We start from the raw sequence: 20,085 nt of genomic DNA on the forward strand, positions 1-20,085 counted from the left end.
GCGAACGCCCATCAGGACACGCGGGAACCCGCAAGGACGCGCAAGCTCTGCAAAGCCCTGCAAGGCACCCCAGGGGCCCGGAAGCGCAAACCGCCGCATATTGCTGCCGAAAACCGCCGTCAGCCCGCTCTGACGTCCGCCGCCACCGCGTCCGCCGCCTTGCGCGCGGCGACCAGCACCGGGTCCCACACGGGCGAGAACGGCGGCGCGTAGCCGAGGTCGAGCGCGACCATGTCCTCGACCGTCATCCGCGCGGTGAGCGCGACGGCCCCGACGTCGACCCGCTTGGCGGCGCCTTCGCGGCCGACGATCTGGAGGCCGAGCAGCCGCCCGGTGCCGCGTTCCGCGAGCATCTTGACGGTCATCGGGTCGGCGTCCGGGTAGTAGCCGGCCCTGCTGGTGGACTCGATGACGGCGGTCACGTAGTGGAGTCCGGCGCGGCGCGCCTGGGACTCCTTGAGGCCGGTGCGGGCGATCTCGACGTCGCAGACCTTGCTGACGGCGGTGCCGACGACCCCGGGGAAGGTGGCGTAGCCGCCGCCGATGTTGGTGCCGATGATGCGGCCGTGCTTGTTGGCGTGGGTGCCGAGGGCGATGTGCTGGAGGTCGCCGGAGACGAGGTTGAGGACTTCCACGCAGTCGCCGCCCGCCCAGACCCGCTCCTGGCCGCGTACGCGCATGGCCAGGTCGGTCAGCAGGCCGCCGTGCGCGCCCAGCGGCAGTCCCGCGTCGCGGGCGAGCGCGGTGCCGGGGCGTACGCCGATGCCCAGGATCACGATGTCGGCGGGGTATTCGGCGTCGTCGGTGGCGACCGCGCGGGCCCGGCCGTCGGCGCCGGTGAGCACCGCGCGGACGGCCGCGCCGGAGACGACGCGGACGCCGAGTCCCTCCATCGCGTCGCGCACCAGGCGTCCCATGTCGGGGTCGAGGGTGCTCATCGGCTGCTCGGCGCGGTCGACGAGGGTCACGTCGAGGCCGTGCTTCAGCAGGGCCTCGGCCATCTCGACGCCGATGTAGCCGCCGCCGACCACCACGGCGCGGCGTACGCCGACCCCGTCGAGGCTGGCCAGGACGCGCTCGCCGTCGTCCAGGGTCTGCACGCCGTGCACGCCGGGCGCGTCGATGCCGGGGACGGGCGGCCGTACGGGTTCCGCGCCGGTGGCGACGACGAGGTGGTCGTAGCCGGTCCACTCCTCGCGGCCGTCGGCGTCCCGCGCCCGCACCCGGCCGGCGGCGAGGTCGATGTCGACCACCTCGGTGCCCATCCGCAGGTCGATGTCGCGCTCGCGGTGCTCCTCGGCGGTGCGCGCGACCAGCGCGTCGGGGCCCGCGGTGTCGCCGCCGATCCAGTACGGGATGCCGCAGGCGGAGTACGAGGTGTGCCGTCCGCGTTCGAACGCGACGATCTCCAGGTCGTCCGCCGCTCTGCGGCGGCGGGCCTGGGACGCGGCCGACATCCCGGCGGCGTCACCGCCGATGACCACCAGACGCTCCGTCATCTTCCGTGGGTCCCCTTCCGCTTACGGTCCGCCGGAGTCCGAGGCCGGGGTCCGGGTCCGATCCGTACGGTTCTACGACCGGTCGGCCGGGTACGTCACCCGCCCGTCTCGGGAACCCTACGCGGCGGCGCGGCGGGACCCGGGAACGCAACCCCGTCAGACCTCTTTACGTCCATGACATGTCCCAGTAATCTCACGACCGTTCTCGCAGCAACTTGTTGCAGCAACTTGCGCAATTTATCCGGCCGTTCGTTCCGTGGCGCGCGGACGTACGGCTTCCTCCACCGGCCGCCCTCGCGGCCCCGTCCGAGGAGCACGACGTGACCGTCGCTTCGCGCCACAGATATCGACCAGGTCCGCTGACAGCCGTGGTGGCTGTCGTCTTGGGACTCCTGGCGACCCTGCTCCCCTCCCTGTCCACCGGTTCCGCGCACGCCGCCTCGGCGGCGGGCTCGAACACCGCAACCGTCTACTACTCCACCGCGACGACCAACTGGTCGTCGTACAACCTGCACTGGGCGCCCGACGGCGGGACCTGGACGACTGTGCCCGGCGTCGCCATGCAGAGCGCCTGCACCGGCTGGGTGAAGAAGACCGTCGACCTCGGCGCGGCCACCGGCTGGCAGGCGACCTTCAACAACGGCCAGGGCACCTGGGACAACAACGGCGGCAAGAACTACGCCCTGGGCACCGGCACCATCACCGTCAACAACGGCGCCATCGCCCACAGCGACCCGTGCGCGAGCGGCGGGGACCCGGGCGGCGGCGAGACGGGCAGCCCGTCCGGCACCTCGGCCACCGTCTTCTACTCCACCGCGACCGTCGGCTGGACCACCGTCAATCTGCACTACGCGCCGACCGGCGGCGCGTGGACGACCGTGCCGGGCATCGGCATGGAGGCGGCCTGCACCGGCTGGGTGAAGAAGACCGTCGACCTCGGCACGGCCGCGGGGCTCGCCGCCACCTTCAACAACGGCAACGGCACCTGGGACAACAACAACGGCGCCAACTACGCGCTGTCCAAGGGCGTCAGCACCGTCAAGGACACCAAGGTCACGGCCAACGCGGCCGATCCCTGCGCGGCCGTCGTCCCCGACACGACGCCGCCGACCGTCCCCGGCACGGTGAAGGCGACCGCGACCGACACCTCGATCGTGGTGACCTGGAATCCGTCGACCGACGACACCGGGGTCACGGGCTACCGGGTCACCAGGACCGGCGGCACCAAGGGCACGATCGTCACCAGTGTCGGCTCGACGGTCTTCTCCGAGTCCGGCCTGGAGGCGGACACCGCCTACACGTACACCGTCCAGGCGCTGGACGCGGCGGGCAACAAATCCGCCGCCTCCGCTCCGGCTCGGGCGACCACCGGCCACGCGCCGCCGCCCGCGACTCCGGGCACACCGATCGGCACCGACCCGCGCAAGGACCCGATCTACTTCGTGCTCACCGCGCGCTTCTACGACGGCGACACGAGCAACGACCGCGGCGGCAACCAGCACGTGGCGTCGGGGAACGCGGCCAACAACGACCCGATGTTCCGGGGTGACTTCAAGGGCCTGGTGCAGAAGCTCGACTACATCAAGGCGCTCGGTTTCTCGGCGATCTGGATCACGCCCGTGGTGCTCAACCGCAGCGACTACGACTACCACGGTTACCACGGCTGGGACTTCTACCGGGTCGACCCGCGCCTGGAATCGGCCGGGGCGTCGTATCAGGATCTGATCAACGCGGCTCACGCCAAGGGGATCAAGATCTACCAGGACGTGGTCTACAACCACAGTTCCCGGTGGGGCGCCAAGGGGCTGTTCGTGCCGACGGTCTACGGCGTCAGGGACTCGCAGTGGTCGTGGTACTACGACGAGAAGGAGCAGGGCTTCGAGTACGACGGTCTGACGATCGATCCCAAGACCGGCAAGTCGTACTACAACGGCGATCTGTGGTCCACGGCCGAGCCGTCCGGCAATACGTGCCTGAACTGGGGCAAGCCAACGGGGCAGAAGAGCCCCGAGGGCTACACGATCTACAACTGCCAGTGGCCGAACCCCACGTCGAAGATGTTCCCCGCGTCGCTCTACCACCAGTGCTGGATCGGCAACTGGGAGGGCGAGGACTCGCGTTCCTGCTGGCTCGCCGACGACCTCGCGGACTTCAACACCGAGAACGCGCAGGTGCAGAACTATCTGATCGGCGCGTACAACAAGTACATCGACATGGGGGTGGACGGCTTCCGCGTGGACACCGCCGTGCACATTCCGCGCGTCACCTGGAACCGGCGTTTCCTGCCCGCGATCCAGCAGCGCGAGGTTCAGGACTGGGGTCCCGACAAGGCGCGGAACTTCTTCGTCTTCGGTGAGGTCGGCGCTTTCGTCAACGACAAGTGGAACCGCGGATCGGTCAACCACTCGGCGCAGTTCTACACGTGGAAGGAGCGAAAGGAGTACAGCGCGGACGACGCCACCGCGTCGATCGAGCAGTACAACTACGAGGAGCAGCTCGGCACCGGAAACCAGCCGACGTCCGCGAACGCCTTCCTGGAAGGGAATGCGTATCACACCCCGGACCACAGCAAATTCTCCGGGATGAACATCATCGACATGCGCATGCACATGAATTTCGGTGACGCGCACAACGCCTTCAACAACGGCAAGGACTCGGACGACTCGACGAACGACGCCACGTACAACGTCGTCTATGTCGACAGCCACGACTACGGTCCCAACAAGTCGTCGGTGCGCTACACCGGCGGACAGGACGCGTGGGCCGAGAACATGGCGCTGATGTGGACCTTCCGCGGCATTCCGACGCTCTACTACGGGTCGGAGATCCAGTTCCAGGCCGGGAAGACGATCGACTGCGGGCCGAGTTGCCCGCTGGCGACGACGGGGCGCGCGTACTACGGCGACCATGTGGCGGGCACGGTGACGGCCTCGGAGTTCGGGAAGGTCGACAGTGCCTCGGGGGCGGTGGCCACCACTTTGGCGCAGCCTTTGGTCAAACACCTCCAACGGCTGAATCTGATCCGGCGCGCCATTCCGGCGTTGCAGATGGGCCAGTACAGCACCGAGGGGGTGAACGGCGGCGGCATGTCGTTCAAGCGCCGTTACACCGACACCGCGTCGGGCGTCGACAGCTTCGCGCTGGTGACGGTGACGGACGCGGCGTCCTTCAGCGGCGTCCCCAACGGCCGTTACGTGGACGCCGTCTCGGGTGACGTGCGGACCGTGACGGACGGGACGCTGACCGTCGCGGCGCCCGGCAAGGGCGACATGCGGGTGTACGTGCTCGACCTGGGCGGCAAGAACGCGGCGCCCGGCAAGATCGGTACGGACGGCCCGTACCTGAAGTAGCCCGACCGGCCCGGCCGGCGGTGGAGGGTCTCTCCGCCGCCGGCCGGGCTCACGGGATCAGCCCCCGGCCCCCCGGCCGGGCTCACGGGACTAGCCCTCCGCCGCCAGCCGGGCCCTCGCCTCCATCAAGGCGAAGCCCAGCAGATTCAGCCCGCGCCAGGTGGCCGGGTCCGCGGCGCGCTCGTCGTCGGCGGCCAGTCCGATGCCCCAGACCCGGTCCATCGGACTGGCCTCGACCAGGACGCGGCCCCCGGTGCCGAGCAGATAGGCCAGCAGGTCGGGGTGCTGCCGGAATTTGTGGACATTGCCTTCGATGACCAGGCCGAAGCGCTCCGCTTCCCACACGGCCTGGTCGAAGCCGCGGACGGTGCGGCCGACGCTCTTGGCGGTCTTCGGGTGGCCCGCCGCGACAGCCCGCCGCTCGGCGTCGGGGTCGTCGAAGAGCCGGGCCTTGCCCGCCATCATCCAGTGCTCGGCGGTCGCGTAGGTGACGCCGTCGACGGTGAAGGTCGCGGGCCACCACTGGCTGAGGCAGCCGACACCGACGCTTCCGTCGCGCTGCGGGCGGTGGCCCCAGAAGTACAGATACTTCAGCCGGTCCCCGGTGTGGTCGAGCAGGTCCTGGGTGGACCGGATGTCCGTCGCCATCGTCTGATCAGGCCCTCTCGTGCCGCGGCGACACGGGATGGGACGTGTTCGCCCGGCTTCGGTGCCCTGGTCGCAGCGGCACACTATCGGGGGTCGTACCAGGTCAGCGACCTATTTGCCGACGGCTCACGCGCCGCAGCCGACGCCGCTGCGAGGAGTCGAGGGAGAAGTAGGCGATCGCGGGCACGCCCACGATGACCAGGACGACAGCCCAGAAGGGGATCCAGATCCACAGGAACAGACCCAACGCCACGCCACCGATGACGATCTTCGCGCGATTCGACATTTCCCCGCCTCCGTTCACGGCGGCAAGCGCCGCGCCCTCACCGCTTCTACCCAGGAGAACGCGCCGCGGACAACCGTGGTTCCCCCCGCGTCCCGAGGGCCGTATCCCTGTAACCGTAACGCCGGGACGCGAGGGGAACCAGGCCGGGCGTCAGCCCAGCCGGGCGGCCGGGGCCACAGAGGGCGCCGGAACTGCGGTCAGCGCGGCCTTGCCGCGGGGCGCCGCGCCCGCACGGGTCGACAGCGCGCCGGAACCGCCGACCAGCGGCAGCCTCAGCACGGAGTGCGACAGGTCGACGGTGACCTTGGGGGTCGTGTCGGGCGGCAGGATGAGGCCGCCGTCGGTGCCCGCGACGATCAGCGCGAGCCGGTGCCCCGCCGGTACGACGTGGTCGGTGGCCGCGAGCTGGACGGTCATGGTGTACGGCTTGCCCGGGGTGAGCGGCACGCCGTGGGAGAGCGACGCGTAGTGCCCGAGGTCGGCCCAGCCGCGGCTGAAGACCGTGTGGTCGACGGTCGTGGTGTCGGCGGCGGTGTCGAGGTAGCAGGCGCTGTCGCCCGCGGTGCTCTCCCCGTAGCAGGAGCGGGTGGCCAGGGTGGCGATGCCCTCGCCGTTGCCGAGGAAGTCACGGATGGTGGCCGGCCCGAGGTCGACCAGGACCGCCGACAGGTGCGCGCTGGTGGTGGACGAGGTGGCGGTCACGGTGAAGGTGCCGCCGCCGGACAGCCGCAGGTCCTTGGCGAGCGTCCCGGTGGTGAAGACGGTCTTGGCCGCGGTCGCGGTGTCGGCCGCCGCCGCCCAGTCCTCCTCCCACAGGTTCGGGTCGTCGGTGAACGACTCGGTGCTGCCGGGCCCGGCGTGCCGGGTGCCGAGCGTGCCCAGGCCGTCGGTGGCCGTCGGGCTCAGGCTGAGCGAGGTGGTGCGGGTCGTGGCGGGCGGCCACACGCGGTCGGTGGTCCAGTGGTCGACGGTGCGCTCGATGTCGGCCATCGGCTGCCGCTGGATGCCGTTGTCGACGCCCAGCAGATAGTGGTCGAACCAGCGCTGGAGGGTGGGGACCCAGTCGGTGCGCCGGTAGTCGAAGGGGTCGACGTGGCCGGTCTGCGACAGCCACACCTTGCGCTCGACGCCGTGCGCGGCGAGCGCCTGCCACCACTGGCCGAAGTGCTTGGTGCGGACGTTGAGGTCCTGCATGCCCTGCACGGCGAAGACGCTGGCCCGTACCTTGCCCGCGTCCTTCACGTAGTCCCGCGCGGTCCAGAACGGCGTCCAGTCCCCGCTGCGCGGCGAGCCGTCGATGATCTTCTGCTGGGCGGCGGCGCAGTTGGCGTGCGCGCTGTCGCTCTCGACGTAGTCCGACAGCCACTCGGGGCCGTCCTGGAGCGCCGCGCCCTGGTGGAAGTAGTAGTCGTACCAGGAGGAGATGGAGCTGATCGGCACGATGGTCTTCAGGCCGCGCACCCCGGTGGCGGCGACGCCGTTGGCGATGGTGCCGTCCCAGCTCTTGCCGATCATGCCGACATTGCCATTGGTCCAGCCCGCGGAGACCGCGCGGCCGCCGGAGCGGGCGCTGTAGCCGCGGGCGCGGCCGTTGAGCCAGTCGACGACGGCCTTCGCGGACCGCACGTCGGAGGGGCCGCCGACGTCCACGCAGCCGTCGGAGCGGTCGGTGCCCGCGAGGTCGACCAGGACGGTCGCGTAGCCGCGGGGCACGAAGTAGTTGTCGTAGAACAGCGGCGCCTGGACGATGTTCCCGTTGGCGTCATAGGTCTTGAGCTGGCTCTCGTTGCCGCGTCCGCAGCAGGAGTAGTACGGGCTCGCGTCCATGATCACGGGGACCTTGCGCCCGGCGGCGGCGGGCTCCGAGGGGCGGACGATGTCCACCGCGACCCGGTCGGTGCGGCCGTCGCCGTCACCGTCGAGACCGGTGTCCACCCAGACGGCCTCGCGGATCGCGTTGGCGTAGGAGTAGTCGGGTTGGCTGAGACCGTGCCGTACGGTTCCGCCTCCTGCGCCGCCGGGGGTACCGGCGTACGCGGAGGACGGAGCGGTGAGTACGGCGGCCAGGGCGGCGAGTACCGCCACCACCACGGATATCCACTGGAAGCGGGCAGCCCGCGTGAGGGAGAGCACGCCAGAGGCTAGCGCCTGACCAAGCCACGTCAACAGGGGGCGTACGCAAGGTCCTGGGACGGCTGAGGCGGCAGGGGGGGGTGTGCGGAGGTGCTGGCCCCGCCGCCTCAACGGTCGTACGTCCTCGGCTACTTGTTGCCGGTCAGGCCCGCCCTGCGCAGGGCGTCGGCCATCGCGCCGCCGGGCGCGGGCTGTTGACCGCCGCCGCGGCGTCCGCCGCCCTGGCCCTGGCCGCCGCCCTGGCCCTGCCTGCCCTGGCCGCCGCCTTGCCGGTTCTGGCCCTGGCCGCCCTGTCGGTTCTGGCCCTGGCCGCCGCCCTGCCGGGGCGGTCCGCTGCGGCGCTCACCGCCGCCACCGGCCCCGCCGCCGCGCTGTTGGCGCCCGGCGCCCGGCTCGTCGTCCAGGCGCAGCGTCAGCGAGATCCGCTTACGCGGCAGGTCGACGTCCAGCACCTTCACGCGGACGATGTCACCGGGCTTGACGACCTCACGCGGGTCGGACACGAAGGTGTCGGAGAGCGCGGAGACATGGACCAGGCCGTCCTGGTGGACACCGACGTCCACGAAGGCGCCGAAGGCGGCGACATTGGTGACGACGCCTTCGAGGATCATCCCCGGCCTGAGGTCCTTCATCTCCTCGACGCCGTCCTTGAAGGTGGCGGTCTTGAAGGCCGGACGCGGGTCGCGGCCCGGCTTCTCCAGCTCGGCGAGGATGTCGGTGACGGTCGGCAGACCGAAGGAGTCGTCCACGAAGTCCTGCGGGCGCAGCGTCCGCAGCACCGGGCCGTTGCCGATCAGCGACTTGATGTCGGTCTTCGCGGTGCCGCTGATCCGCCGCACCACCGGATACGACTCGGGGTGCACGCTGGAGGCGTCCAGCGGGTCGTCGCCGTCCACGATCCGCAGGAAGCCCGCGCACTGCTCGTACGCCTTAGGGCCGAGCCGCGCGACCTCCTTGAGGTCCTTGCGGGTACGGAAGGGGCCGTTGGCGTCGCGGTGGGCGACGATGTTGCCCGCCAGGCCCTCGGTGATGCCCGAGACGCGGCGCAGCAGCGGTACGGACGCGGTGTTGACGTCCACGCCGACGCCGTTGACGCAGTCCTCGACGACCGCGTCCAGGGAGCGGGAGAGCTTCAGCTCCGACAGGTCGTGCTGGTACTGGCCGACGCCGATCGAGCGCGGGTCGATCTTCACCAGTTCGGCGAGCGGGTCCTGGAGGCGGCGGGCGATGGAGACGGCGCCGCGCAGGGACACGTCGAGCTCGGGGAGTTCGGCGGAGGCGTAGGCCGAGGCGGAGTAGACCGAGGCGCCCGCCTCGGAGACGACGGCCTTGGTGAGCTTCAGATCGGGGTGCAGCTTGATCAGGTCGGCGGCGAGCTTGTCGGTCTCGCGGGAGGCCGTGCCGTTGCCGATGGCGATCAGGTCGACGCGGTGGGCCTTCGCGAGCCGGGCGAGGGTGGCCAGCGACTCGTCCCACTTGTTGCGCGGCACGTGCGGGTAGATCGTGTCGGTGGCGACCACCTTGCCGGTGTCGTCGACCACGGCGACCTTGACGCCCGTGCGCAGGCCGGGGTCCAGGCCCATGGTGGCGCGGGTGCCCGCGGGCGCGGCGAGCAGCAGGTCGCGGAGATTCGCGGCGAAGACCCGTACCGCCTCGTCCTCGGCCTCCTGGCGGAGCTGGACGCGCAGGTCGATCCCGAGGCGGACCAGGAAGCGGGTGCGCCAGGCCCAGCGCACGGTGTCGCCGAGCCATTTGTCGGCGGGGCGTCCGCGGTCGGCGATGTCGAAGTTCTGCGCGATCCGCCGCTCGAAGCTGGACGGTCCCTCGGTGGGCTCCTCCGGCTCCAGGGTGAGGTCGAGGATCTCCTCCTTCTCGCCGCGGAGCATGGCCAGCACGCGGTGCGAGGGGAGCTTGGTAAAGGGCTCGGCGAAGTCGAAGTAGTCGGAGAATTTGGCGCCCGGCTCCTCCTTGCCCTCGCGCACCTTCGCGACGAGCCTGCCGCGCGTCCACATCCGGGTGCGCAGCTCGCCGACCAGGTCGGCGTCCTCGGAGAAGCGCTCGGTGAGGATGGAGCGCGCGCCCTCGAGCGCCGCCGCCGGGTCCTCCACGCCCTTGTCGGAGGAGACGTACTTCGCGGCCTCGGCCTGCGGGTCGGTCTCCGGATCGGCCAGCAGCAGATCGGCCAGCGGTTCCAGACCCGCCTCGCGGGCGATCTGGGCCTTGGTGCGGCGCTTGGGCTTGAAGGGCAGGTAGATGTCCTCCAGGCGCGCCTTGGAGTCGGCGGCCATGATCTGCGCCTTCAGCGCGTCGTCCAGCTTGCCCTGGGACTCGATGGACTCCAGGACGGCCGCGCGCCGTTCGTCCAGCTCGCGCAGGTAGCGCAACCGCTCCTCGAGAGCGCGCAGTTGCGCGTCGTCCAGGGTGCCGGTGGCTTCCTTGCGGTACCGCGCGATGAACGGCACGGTCGCTCCGCCGTCGAGCAGTTCGACGGCGGAGCGCACCTGCCCTTCGCGTACGCCCAGTTCCTCGGCGATCCTGCGCTCGACCGATCCGTTACCGCTGATGATCTCGCTCCTCGTGTGCTCGGCTGTTCACTGGCATGTTAGACGTCACCCGCCCGCGACCGGCCGCGGGCGGCGGGAACGATGCGCGGTTCCGGCTCGTTGTGCGGGTGCGGTGAGGCTGTTGACAGTGGCCCCCGCACCAGGCCCTGTCCCCGCCGAATCAGCTCACCGCAGCCGCTTTTCGAACCAGTGGTCCGCGTATGGGCTCGTGTTGTAGCGGGCGATCTCCCTGTAGCCGTGCTTGGCGTACAGCGCACGGGCCTCCACCAGGTCCTCGCGCGTGTCCAGGCGGATCGTGTCCGCGTGGAAGGTGTCGCGGGCGAGGGCTTCCGCGGCGCCGATGAGCAAGCCCGCGACGCCCTGGCCGCGGGCTTCGGGGCCGACATACATCCGGGTCAGCTCCATGGTGTGCGCGTCGAGGACGCGCAGGCCCACACAGCCGACCGGTACGCCGCGGGCAGGAGCGCCGGCGAGCCGGACGGCGAGGAATTCTCCGGTGGGTGGCACGAGATCGTCGCTGGGCTCCTCCGCGAGCACGGCGGAGACCTCGGCGTCGTCCGTCGGACGGCCGTAAAAGCGGCTGACCAGCTCGGTGTAGTAGCGGCGCAGCAGCGTCGCCGCCTCGGGGCCGGTGATGGGTACAGGCGCGACCGCCCAGTCGGTCGCGTGCGTGTTGTTCGTCGTCACGCCGGACATCCTGGCAGCGGGTAGGTGGGGTTATCCCCAGGTTTTTCCGGGGTCTGCCACCCCGGGGAACCGGGTGATGGCGCCATGGTCGGGGATCAGTGGCAGTCCATAGCGTCGAGGTGTGGCCGGTCAGGCCAGACACCGGACGTCGAACCGGCCATCGCCGGACCCCGAGGAGCGCCCATGGCTACAGCGACCAGCACGATCATCGACGCGCCGGGACGGCGGTCCGACGGGACGGCGGGCCCGGACGCGGACTCCGCCGGTACGGGGGCGGACGCCGGTACGGGGGCGGGACCAGGATCGGGATCAGGCAGTGATTTCGCTCCGCTGCTGCGCGAGGTCAAGGCGGCCGGGCTGCTGCGGCGGCGCGTGGACCACTACGCGAAGTCGATCGCGCTGAATCTCGTGGCCGTCGCCGCGGTGTGGTCGGCGGTGGTGCTGGTCGGCGGGACGGGTTCGTGGTGGGTGGTGGCGCTCGCTCTGCCCGCGGCGGTGCTGGGGGCGCGTACCGCGTTCATCGGGCACGACGCCGGGCACCACCAGATCGCCGAGAGCCGTCGGACGAACCGGCTGATCGGGCTCGTCCACGGCAATCTGCTGCTGGGCATGGGCGCGGGCTGGTGGACCGACAAGCACAATCGGCACCACGCCAATCCGAACCACGTGGGCAAGGATCCGGACGTCGAGGTCGGCGCGCTGGTGTGGACGCAGGCGCAGGCGGTCGAGCGGGAGGGCTTCGCGCGCTTCCTGACCCGTCATCAGGCGCGGCTGTTCTTCCCGATGCTGCTGCTGGAGGGGCTGGCCCTGAAGGTGGCGAGTCTCCAGGAGCTGAAGCGGCAGGAGCCGCGGCAACGGCTGGTCGAGGGCTCGCTGCTGGTGGCCCACCTGGCGGGTTACGCGGCGCTGCTGCTGTTCGCGATGCCGGTGTGGCAGGCGGTCGTGTTCGCCCTCGTGCACCACGCGCTGTTCGGGCTGCACCTGGGCTGTGCCTTCGCGCCCAACCACAAGGGCATGGAGATGCCCGAGGAGGGCTCGCGCTGGGGTCATCTGCGCCGTCAGGTGCTCACCTCCCGCAATGTGCGCGGCAATCCGGTCACCGACTGGTTCCTCGGCGGGCTCAACTACCAGGTCGAACACCACCTCTTCCCCAGCCTCCCCCGCCCGCACCTGCGCCTCGCCCAGCCGCTGGTGCGCGCCCACTGCCGCCGTCTGTCCATCCCCTACACCGAGACCGGTCTGATCGACTCCTACGTCCAGGCCCTGTCCCACATGCACTCCGTGGGCGCCCCCTTGCGCTCCCCCGCCGTCTGAACTCCCCACCGCCGCCACCCTTCCGCACCCCCGGCGGCTCAGCCGTCGCGGTCGTAGACCGTGACGGCCACCCCGCGTTCCACGAGCCGCGCGGTCACCAGCGGCTCGACCCGCGCCCACCGCCCGCCTGCCAGACCGCAGCCGATCCTCGGCATGTGCACGGAGGCGCCCAGCTCCAACGCCCGGTCGCCGAGCGCCGCGAGGGCGGCGTCGATCGCCTCGTACCGCACCGGCACACCCTTGCTGCCGGTGCGCATGCCGCGCTGGCCGATCAGGTTGGCCACCCACACATAGCTGCCGACCCGCACCAACTGGAGTGCGCCGAGGCCGAAGTCGTTGCGCGCCCGCTCGCGGTGCCAGCGCCGGTAGGCGGCCTCGGGCTCCGGCCAGCGGCGCGACACGGCGACGACGAAGCCCTTGCCCCAGCCGCCCAGGTCGTTGCAGACATGCGCGATGACTTTGACGCCCTTGCCCTGTGGTGCGGTGGCGTCTCCCCGCACGTACGTGATCTCCCCCATGCCGCCACCGTAAGCGCGACCACTGACAACGCGCCCGCGCTTAAAGCGACGACGGGTGGTGGGTGGTGTGGAGCCAGGCGGTGAACAGCGGGGTGAGGTCGTGGGGGGTGAGGCGTTGGCAGAAGGCGGTGAAGTCGGCGGTGGTGGCGTTGCCGTGGCGGCGGGCGGCGGGCCAGGTGCGGAGGAGGGTGGCGAAGGCGGTCGGGCCGAGGGCTTCGCGGAGTTGGTAGAGGACGAGGGCGCCGCCGCCGTACACGGGGGCGTCGGAGATGCGGTCGGGGCCGGGCGGCGCGCCGGGCGGGAAGGCGCTGTTGGCGGGGTCGGCCAGGGCCGCTGCGGCGCTCCGCTCGACGGTGCGCCCGCCCTCGTGCTCCTGCCACAGCCACTCGGCGTAGGTCGCGAAGCCCTCGTTGAGCCACATGTCCTGCCAGGCGGCGGGCGTGACGGAGTCGCCGAACCACTGGTGGGACAGTTCGTGGACGAGGGTGTCCAGCGGCACGGCGGGGTCGCCCGGCCCGCCGTCGCCGGGGAAGACCGGCTTCGTCTGGGCCTCCAGCGCGTACCCGACCCGCCCGCTCGGCAGGTGGTCGACGATCGCGCCGACGGACGAGAAGGGATAGGGCCCGAACAGCCCGCTCTCCCAGTCCACGATCTCCGGGATACGGCGCAGGGCCGCCGCCGTCGTCGGGTCGTCGGAGCGCGGGTCGACCGCCACGTAGACCGGCACCCCGCCACCGGTACGGGACCGCGTGATGTCGAAGTGCCCGATGGCGACGGTGGCCAGATACGTCGCCATCGGCTCCTTGGCGCGCCAGTGGAACGCGGTCTCGCCGCCGCGGTCGGCGCTGTCGACCAGTTCGCCGTTGGACACGGCGGTGAGACCGTGGGGGACGGTGACGGTGATGTCGTAGGCGGCCTTGTCCGAGGGATGGTTGTTCGAAGGGAACCAGGCCATGGCGCCGACCGGTTCGCCCAGGGCGAGCGCGCCGTCGTCGGTACGGAACCAGCCCTCGTGCGAGCCGTCCGGGTCGGTGAGGGTCGGCGGGACGCCTTCGTACGTCACGGTCGTCTCGAAGCGCGCGCCGTCGCGCAGCGGCGTCGCGGGCGTGACCCTCAGCTCGCTGTCCGCGCGGTCCACGGCGGCGCTCCGCCCGTCGACGGTCACGCGGGTGACGGTGAGCCCCGACAGGTCGAGGTCGAAGCGCGCGAGCGGCTGGGTGGCGGTGGCGGTGACGACCGCCGTGCCGCGCAGCTTTCCTGAGCCGGGGTCGTACGCGAGGTCGAGGCCGTAGTGCGTGACGTCGTATCCGCCGTTGCCCGCCCGCGGGAAGAGCCGGTCGCCGACGCCGGGCGCCCCGACGTCGGCGGAGCCCGAGGCGTGGCCCGTACGGTCGGGGGCCGTACGGTCGGCGGCCGTACGTTCGGGGGCCGCCGTGCCGCCGCCGGAGCACGACAGGCAGCACGCCAAGGAGCACGCGAGCAGGATCGGCAGGGCCGCGCGCGGCGGCGGGAACAGGCGCACGCGGGCCAGCGTACGAGGCTCGGGGCCGGGCGGAGGCGTCCGCCGTACGGCGTGCGAGGACTTTCACAGCGCTGGTGCGACAGCGATACTGTCCAGGTGCCCCAGACCGCTCTCACCATCGACGAGCTGGCCGCCCGCGCCGGGGTGACGGTGCGCACCGTCCGCTTCTACAGCGCCCGCGGCCTGCTCCCGCCGCCCGACATCGGTCCGCGCCGGGTGGGCCGATACGGCTCCGCGCACCTGTCCCGGCTGGCGCTGATCGAGGAGTTGCAGCACCAGGGCCTCACCCTGGCGGCGATCGAGCGCTATCTCCAGCAGCTCCCCGCCGACATCAGCGCCCACGACCTGGCGATCCACCGCGCCCTGGTGGCGTCCTGGCTGCCGGAGGGCAGCCAGGAGATCGACCGGGAGCGACTCGAACGCCGCGCGGGGCGCCCGCTGGACGACGCGGACCTGGACCGGCTCGCGGCCATGAACGTGCTGGAGCGCACCGACGACCCCGACGCCTTCCGGGTGGATCCGGGCATCCTGCACCTGGGGGTGCGGCTGCTGGACGTGCCCTTCCCCGTGGAGACGGTCCTGGCCGCGCGCGAGGTGATGCTGGAGCACGCGCGGGCCGCCGCCCACGAGCTGGGCCGGATCTTCCTGGACGAGGTGGGGGAGCCGGACCGCCCGGAGCGGATGCGGTCGCTGTCGGCCCAGATGCAGCCGCTGGTCGTACAGGCGCTGGTCACCGCCTTTCAGCGGTCGCTGAAGGAGGAGCTGCGGGCCTGGCCGGTGCCCTCGCCGAAGCCGGACCCCGAGCAGAACCCGCAGCGTTCCCCGTAGCGCCTGAGCGCCTACACCTCAGCGCCCGTCCGTGAACGTCTCCCCGCTCTCGGCCTTCGCCACCAGCAGCGCGGGCGGTGCGAAACGCTCGCCATAGGTGTCGGCCAGTTCGCGGGCGCGGGCGGTGAAGCCCGCGACGCCGCCCTCGTAGCCGTTGATGTACTGAAGGACGCCGCCGGTCCAGGCGGGGAAGCCGATGCCGAGGATGGAGCCGATGTTGGCGTCGGCGACCGAGGTGAGGACGCCTTCTTCGAGCAGCCGGACCGTGTCCAGCGACTCCGCGAAGAGCATCCGCTCCTGCATGTCCCGCATCGGGATCTCGATGCCGGGTTTACCGAAATGCTCCGCAAGACCGGGCCACAGCCGGGTACGGCGGCCGTCCGCGTAGTCGTAGAAGCCCGCGCCGCCGCTGCGCCCGGTCCGCTCGAACTCGTCCACCATGCGGTCGATGACCCGCTCGGCCGGGTGCTCCTGCCACTGGCCGCCCTCCGCCTCGATCGCGGTACGCGTCTCGCGGCGGATCTTGCGCGGCAGGGTGAGCGTCAGCTCGTCGAGGAGCGACAGCACCTTGGCGGGGTAACCCGCCTGGGCCGCGGCCTGTTCGACGGAGGCCGCCGCGACGCCCTCGCCGACCATGGCGACGCCCTCGTTGATGAAGTGGCCGATGACGCGGGAGGTGAAGAAGCCGCGCGAGTCGTTGACGACGATCGGCGTCTTGCGGATCTGCCGCACCAGGTTGAAGGCGCGGGCCAGCGCCTCGTCACCGGTCCGCTCGCCCTTGATGATCTCCACCAGCGGCATCTTGTCGACCGGCGAGAAGAAGTGCAGGCCGATGAAGTCGTCCTGCCGCCGCACGCCTTCGGCGAGCGCCGAGATGGGCAGCGTGGAGGTGTTGGAGCAGAGCAGCGCGTCGGGCGCCACGATGTGCTCGATCTCCTGGAAGACCTTGTGCTTGAGCGTGGCGTCCTCGAAGACCGCCTCGATGACGGCGTCACAGCCCGCCAGGTCCGCCGGGTCGGCGGTCGGGGTGATCCGGGCGAGCAGCGCGTCCCGCTTGTGCGGGGTGGTGCGGCCCTTGGCCAGCGCCTTGTCGAGCAGCGTCACGGAGTACGCCTTGCCGCGCTCGGCGGCCTCCGCGGTGACGTCCTTGAGGACGACGTCGATTCCGGCGCGCGCGCAGGAGTACGCGATGCCCGCGCCCATCATGCCCGCGCCGAGGACGGCGACCTTGGTGACCGGCCGGGCCGGGACGCCCTCGGGGCGGCTGGCGCCGGAGTTGACGGCCTGCATGTCGAAGAAGAACGCCTGGATCATGTTCTTCGAGGTCCGGCCGCAGGCCAGCTCGGTGAAGTAGCGGGCCTCGATGAGGGTGGCGGTGTCGATGTCGACCTGCGAGCCCTCGACGGCGGCGGACAGGATCGCCAGCGGCGCCGGGTAGGGCGCGCCCGCGAGCTGCTTGCGCAGATTGGCGGGGAAGGCCGGCAGATTCGCCGCGAAGGCGGGACTCTTCGGGGTGCCGCCGGGGATCTTGTAGCCGGGGGTGTCCCAGGGCTGCCGGGCGTCGGGGTGGGCCAGGACGTACGCCCGCGCGCTCGCCAGCATGGCGTCCCGGTCGGTGGCGACCTCGTGGATGAGACCGGCCTCCAAAGCGCGCTGCGGCGCGTACTGCCGGCCCTGGAGCAGGACCTTCAGCAGCGCGTCGGCGATGCCGAGCAGCCGGACGGTGCGGACGACTCCGCCCCCGCCGGGCAGCAGGCCGAGCGTCACCTCGGGCAGGCCGATCTTGGTGCCGGGCGTGTCGAGCGCGATGCGGTGGTGGCAGGCCAGCGCGATCTCGTAACCGCCGCCGAGCGCCGCTCCGTTGATGGCCGCGACGACCGGCTTGCCGAGGGTTTCCAGGCGGCGCAGGCGGCGCTTGATGCGCAGCGATCCGGCGAGGACGTCGGCCGCGTTCTCCGGGGTGGCGCGGATCAGGTCGCGCAGGTCGCCGCCCGCGAAGAAGGTCTTCTTCGCGGAGGTGACGATGATGCCGCGCACGCCGTCGAGTTCGGCTTCGAGGCGGTCGAGGGTGGCGTCGAGGGAATCGGCGAAGGCCGCGTTCATGGTGTTCGCGGACTGCGCGGGGTCGTCCAGGACCAGGGTGACGATGCCGTCGGTGTCCTGCTCCCAGCGGATGGTGGTGGACTCGCTCATGGTCTTCGGGCTCCGTTGGATCCGTGAGGGGGCACGTGAGGGGGCAGGGGTCAGAGACGTTCGACGACGGTGGCGACGCCCATGCCGCCGCCGACGCAGAGGGTGGCGAGCCCGTACCGCTGGTCGCGGCGCTCCAGTTCGTCGATGAGGGTGCCGAGGATCATCGCGCCGGTCGCGCCGAGCGGGTGGCCGAGCGCGATGGCGCCGCCGTTGACGTTGACCTTGTCGATGCTGACGCCCATGTCGGAGGCGAAGCGCAGCACGACGGCGGCGAACGCCTCGTTCATCTCGATCAGGTCGATGTCGTCGATGGTCAGCCCGGCCTTGGCGAGGGCCTTGCGGGAGGCGGGGGCGGGGCCGGTCAGCATGATGGTCGGCTCGGAGCCGGAGACGGCGGCCGAGACGATCCGGGCGCGGGGGGTGAGGCCGTAGCGCTCGCCGATCTCGCGGTTGCCGATGGCGACGAGCGCGGCGCCGTCCACGATGCCGGAGGAGTTGCCCGCGTGGTGGACGTGGTCGATGGCCTCGACCCAGTGGTACTTCTGGAGCGCGACGGCGTCGAAGCCGCCCAGGTCGCCGATGTCGGCGAAGGACGGCTTGAGCTTGGCGAGCGTCTCGGGGGTGGTGCCGGGGCGGATGAACTCGTCGTGGTCCAGGACGGTGAGGCCGTTGCGGTCCAGCACGGGCACGACGGAGCGGGCGAAGTAGCCCTGTTTCCACGCCTCCGCGGCGCGTTCCTGGGAGAGCGCGGCGAAGGAGTCCACGTCGTGCCTGGTCCAGCCGCCGAGGGTGGCGATCAGGTCGGCGCCGACGCCCTGCGGCACGAAGCCGGTCTCGTACGAGGTCATGGGGTCCATGGCCCAGGCGCCGCCGTCCGAGCCCATCGCGACGCGCGACATGGACTCGACGCCGCCCGCGAGGATCAGGTCCTCCCAGCCGGAACGCACCTTGGCCGCCGCCAGGTTGACCGCTTCGAGCCCGGAGGCGCAGAAGCGGTTCTCCTGGACGCCCGCGACGGTGTCGGGCAGGCCCGCGGCGATGGCCGCGATCCGCGCGATGTCCGAGCCCTGGTCGCCGATCGGGCTGACGACGCCGAGCACGATGTCGTCGACGGCGGCCGGGTCCAGGGTCGGGAAGCGGCGCCGCAGTTCGTGGATGAGGCCGACGACGAGGTCGATCGGCTTGGTGCCGTGCAGGGATCCGTTCGCCTTTCCGCGCCCGCGCGGGGTGCGTACGGCGTCGTAGACGTAGGCCTCGGTGCTCAACGTCGTGCCTTTCTGGAGGGTGGGGCGGGGTGTCCTGGTCCGGCGCGGTGTCCGGGAGGTGCTGCCGTACGGGTCTCAGTCCAGCAGTGCGGGGGTGTCCCAGTCGCGGGCGACCTCCGCGGTGTGCGCGCCGGGCGGCGCGGGCGGCCGGCGCAGGGTGCCCGGTGTCGCGGACAGGCGCGGCGCGGGCGCGGGCTGCACGGTCCCGGCCGCCTCGGTGAAGGTGCCGCGGGCGGCCAGGTGCGGGTGGTGCGGGGCCTCACCCAACGAGAGTACGGGCGCCACGCACGCGTCCGTCCCGTCGAAGACGCGTGTCCACTCGTCGCGGGTGCGGGTGCGGAAGCGGGCCGCGAGGGCGGCGCGCAGGTCGTGCCAGCGGCCGGGTTCCGTGCGCAGGGCCGCGTCCCGCGGCGCCAGTTCCAGCAGCCGGACGAATTCGTCGTAGAAGCGCTGTTCCAGGGCGCCGACCGCCATGTACCGGCCGTCGGAGGTCTCGTAGACGCCGTAGAAGGGGGTGCCGCCGTCCAGGAGGTTGGCGCCGCGCCTGTCCTGCCAGCGGCCGGTGGCGAGGATGGCGTGGATCATCGTGGTGAGGTGCGCGACGCCGTCGACGATCGCGGCGTCCACGACCTGTCCCTCGCCGTGCGCGCGGGCGTGGTGGAGGGCGGCGAGGACGCCGGTGACCAGGTAGAGGGAGCCGCCCGCGTAGTCGCCGAGGAGGTTGGCGGGCGCGACCGGCGGTCCGTCGGCCGGTCCCGTCATGCCGAGCGCGCCGGTCACGGCGAGGTAGGCGATGTCGTGGCCCGCGGTGTCGGCGAGCGGGCCGCTCTGGCCCCAGCCGGTCATGCGGCCGTAGACGAGCCGCGGATTGCGGGCCAGGCACGCGTCGGGGCCGACGCCCAGCCGCTCGGCGACGCCCGGCCGGTAGCCCTCGATGAGGATGTCGGCGCGCTCGGCCAGGTCGAGCACGGTCGCGGGTCCCCGGTCCGCCTTGAGGTCGACCAGCACCGAGCGCTTGTTGCGGTTGGTGAGGTCGTGCTCGGGCGCGACGCCGAGGCCCGCGCCGCCCGGCCGGTCCACCCGTACGACATCGGCGCCGAGGTCGGCGAGGAGCATCGCGGCGAACGGTCCCGGACCGATCCCGGCCAGTTCGACGACACGCACGCCCGCCAGCGGGCCGTCGGGCGCCGCACCCCGGTTTGACAATTCTGATGTCACATCAATGATGCTAGGAACGTGTTCCAGTCTTGGCAAGAGCTGACTGAGCGCTCGCTCAGC

General features: G+C 71.6%; 14 protein-coding genes. 3 read left to right on the top strand and 11 right to left on the bottom strand.

The features are described from left to right. Positions 1–119: 119 nt before the first annotated feature. Positions 120–1,499, bottom strand: coding sequence for an FAD-dependent oxidoreductase (locus ACIQCJ_RS12945; protein WP_402711382.1), 1,380 nt, complete (start codon positions 1,497–1,499; stop codon positions 120–122). 368 nt (positions 1,500–1,867) lie between these two features. On the opposite strand from ACIQCJ_RS12945, the gene ACIQCJ_RS12950 reads away from it, so the two are divergent. Continuing rightward, a complete protein-coding gene (locus tag ACIQCJ_RS12950; RefSeq protein WP_402711383.1) occupies positions 1,868–4,849 on the top strand; it encodes a carbohydrate binding domain-containing protein in 2,982 nt (993 codons plus the stop codon). Between the two features lie 90 nt (positions 4,850–4,939). Here ACIQCJ_RS12950 and ACIQCJ_RS12955 read toward each other — a convergent pair whose 3' ends face one another. The 5 genes from ACIQCJ_RS12955 to ACIQCJ_RS12975 form a co-directional block, all read right to left on the bottom strand. Further along, the gene (locus tag ACIQCJ_RS12955; RefSeq protein WP_402711384.1) at positions 4,940–5,497 is read right to left on the bottom strand and encodes an NADAR family protein; all 558 of its coding nucleotides are present in this window, start codon (positions 5,495–5,497) and stop codon (positions 4,940–4,942) included. 103 nt (positions 5,498–5,600) lie between these two features. Beyond that, positions 5,601–5,783 (bottom strand): hypothetical protein, encoded by a 183-nt coding sequence (locus ACIQCJ_RS12960; protein ID WP_188284361.1) that lies wholly within the window; start codon positions 5,781–5,783, stop codon positions 5,601–5,603. Between the two features lie 150 nt (positions 5,784–5,933). Continuing rightward, a complete protein-coding gene (locus ACIQCJ_RS12965; RefSeq protein ID WP_402711385.1) occupies positions 5,934–7,916 on the bottom strand; it encodes a Xaa-Pro dipeptidyl-peptidase in 1,983 nt (660 codons plus the stop codon). A gap of 128 nt (positions 7,917–8,044) precedes the next feature. Then, positions 8,045–10,480, bottom strand: a complete 2,436-nt coding sequence (locus ACIQCJ_RS12970) for a Tex family protein (RefSeq protein WP_402711730.1) — start codon at positions 10,478–10,480, stop codon at positions 8,045–8,047. 165 nt (positions 10,481–10,645) lie between these two features. Next, a complete protein-coding gene (locus ACIQCJ_RS12975) occupies positions 10,646–11,167 on the bottom strand; it encodes a GNAT family N-acetyltransferase (RefSeq protein WP_391163240.1) in 522 nt (173 codons plus the stop codon). Between the two features lie 183 nt (positions 11,168–11,350). Between ACIQCJ_RS12975 and ACIQCJ_RS12980 the strand changes: the two genes are divergently transcribed. Continuing rightward, complete coding sequence (locus tag ACIQCJ_RS12980; RefSeq protein WP_402711386.1) at positions 11,351–12,481, top strand: fatty acid desaturase family protein; 1,131 nt, start codon at positions 11,351–11,353, stop codon at positions 12,479–12,481. 38 nt (positions 12,482–12,519) lie between these two features. Here the strand turns inward: ACIQCJ_RS12980 and ACIQCJ_RS12985 are convergent, their stop codons facing one another. Together ACIQCJ_RS12985 and ACIQCJ_RS12990 are read right to left on the bottom strand one after the other, a co-directional pair. Continuing rightward, on the bottom strand, positions 12,520–12,999 hold the full coding sequence (locus ACIQCJ_RS12985; RefSeq protein ID WP_391045717.1) for a macro domain-containing protein: 480 nt from the start codon (positions 12,997–12,999) through the stop codon (positions 12,520–12,522). Between the two features lie 40 nt (positions 13,000–13,039). Continuing rightward, complete coding sequence (locus ACIQCJ_RS12990; RefSeq protein ID WP_402711387.1) at positions 13,040–14,521, bottom strand: M1 family metallopeptidase; 1,482 nt, start codon at positions 14,519–14,521, stop codon at positions 13,040–13,042. A 96-nt stretch (positions 14,522–14,617) separates the two neighbouring features. On the opposite strand from ACIQCJ_RS12990, the gene ACIQCJ_RS12995 reads away from it, so the two are divergent. Next, positions 14,618–15,349, top strand: a complete 732-nt coding sequence (locus ACIQCJ_RS12995) for a MerR family transcriptional regulator (RefSeq protein ID WP_402711388.1) — start codon at positions 14,618–14,620, stop codon at positions 15,347–15,349. Between the two features lie 18 nt (positions 15,350–15,367). On the opposite strand, the gene ACIQCJ_RS13000 is transcribed toward ACIQCJ_RS12995, so the two are convergent. The 3 genes from ACIQCJ_RS13000 to ACIQCJ_RS13010 form a co-directional block, all read right to left on the bottom strand. Beyond that, positions 15,368–17,542 (bottom strand): 3-hydroxyacyl-CoA dehydrogenase NAD-binding domain-containing protein, encoded by a 2,175-nt coding sequence (locus ACIQCJ_RS13000; protein ID WP_402711389.1) that lies wholly within the window; start codon positions 17,540–17,542, stop codon positions 15,368–15,370. A 50-nt stretch (positions 17,543–17,592) separates the two neighbouring features. Continuing rightward, a complete protein-coding gene (locus ACIQCJ_RS13005; protein WP_355346683.1) occupies positions 17,593–18,807 on the bottom strand; it encodes an acetyl-CoA C-acetyltransferase in 1,215 nt (404 codons plus the stop codon). A gap of 75 nt (positions 18,808–18,882) precedes the next feature. After that, entirely contained in the window at positions 18,883–20,025 is a 1,143-nt protein-coding gene (locus ACIQCJ_RS13010; protein ID WP_355346686.1) for a CaiB/BaiF CoA-transferase family protein, read from the bottom strand. Positions 20,026–20,085 lie beyond the last annotated feature (60 nt).

Origin of the sequence: Streptomyces sp. NPDC093221 (assembly GCF_044753885.1) — a bacterium.
Taxonomy (GTDB): domain Bacteria; phylum Actinomycetota; class Actinomycetes; order Streptomycetales; family Streptomycetaceae; genus Actinacidiphila.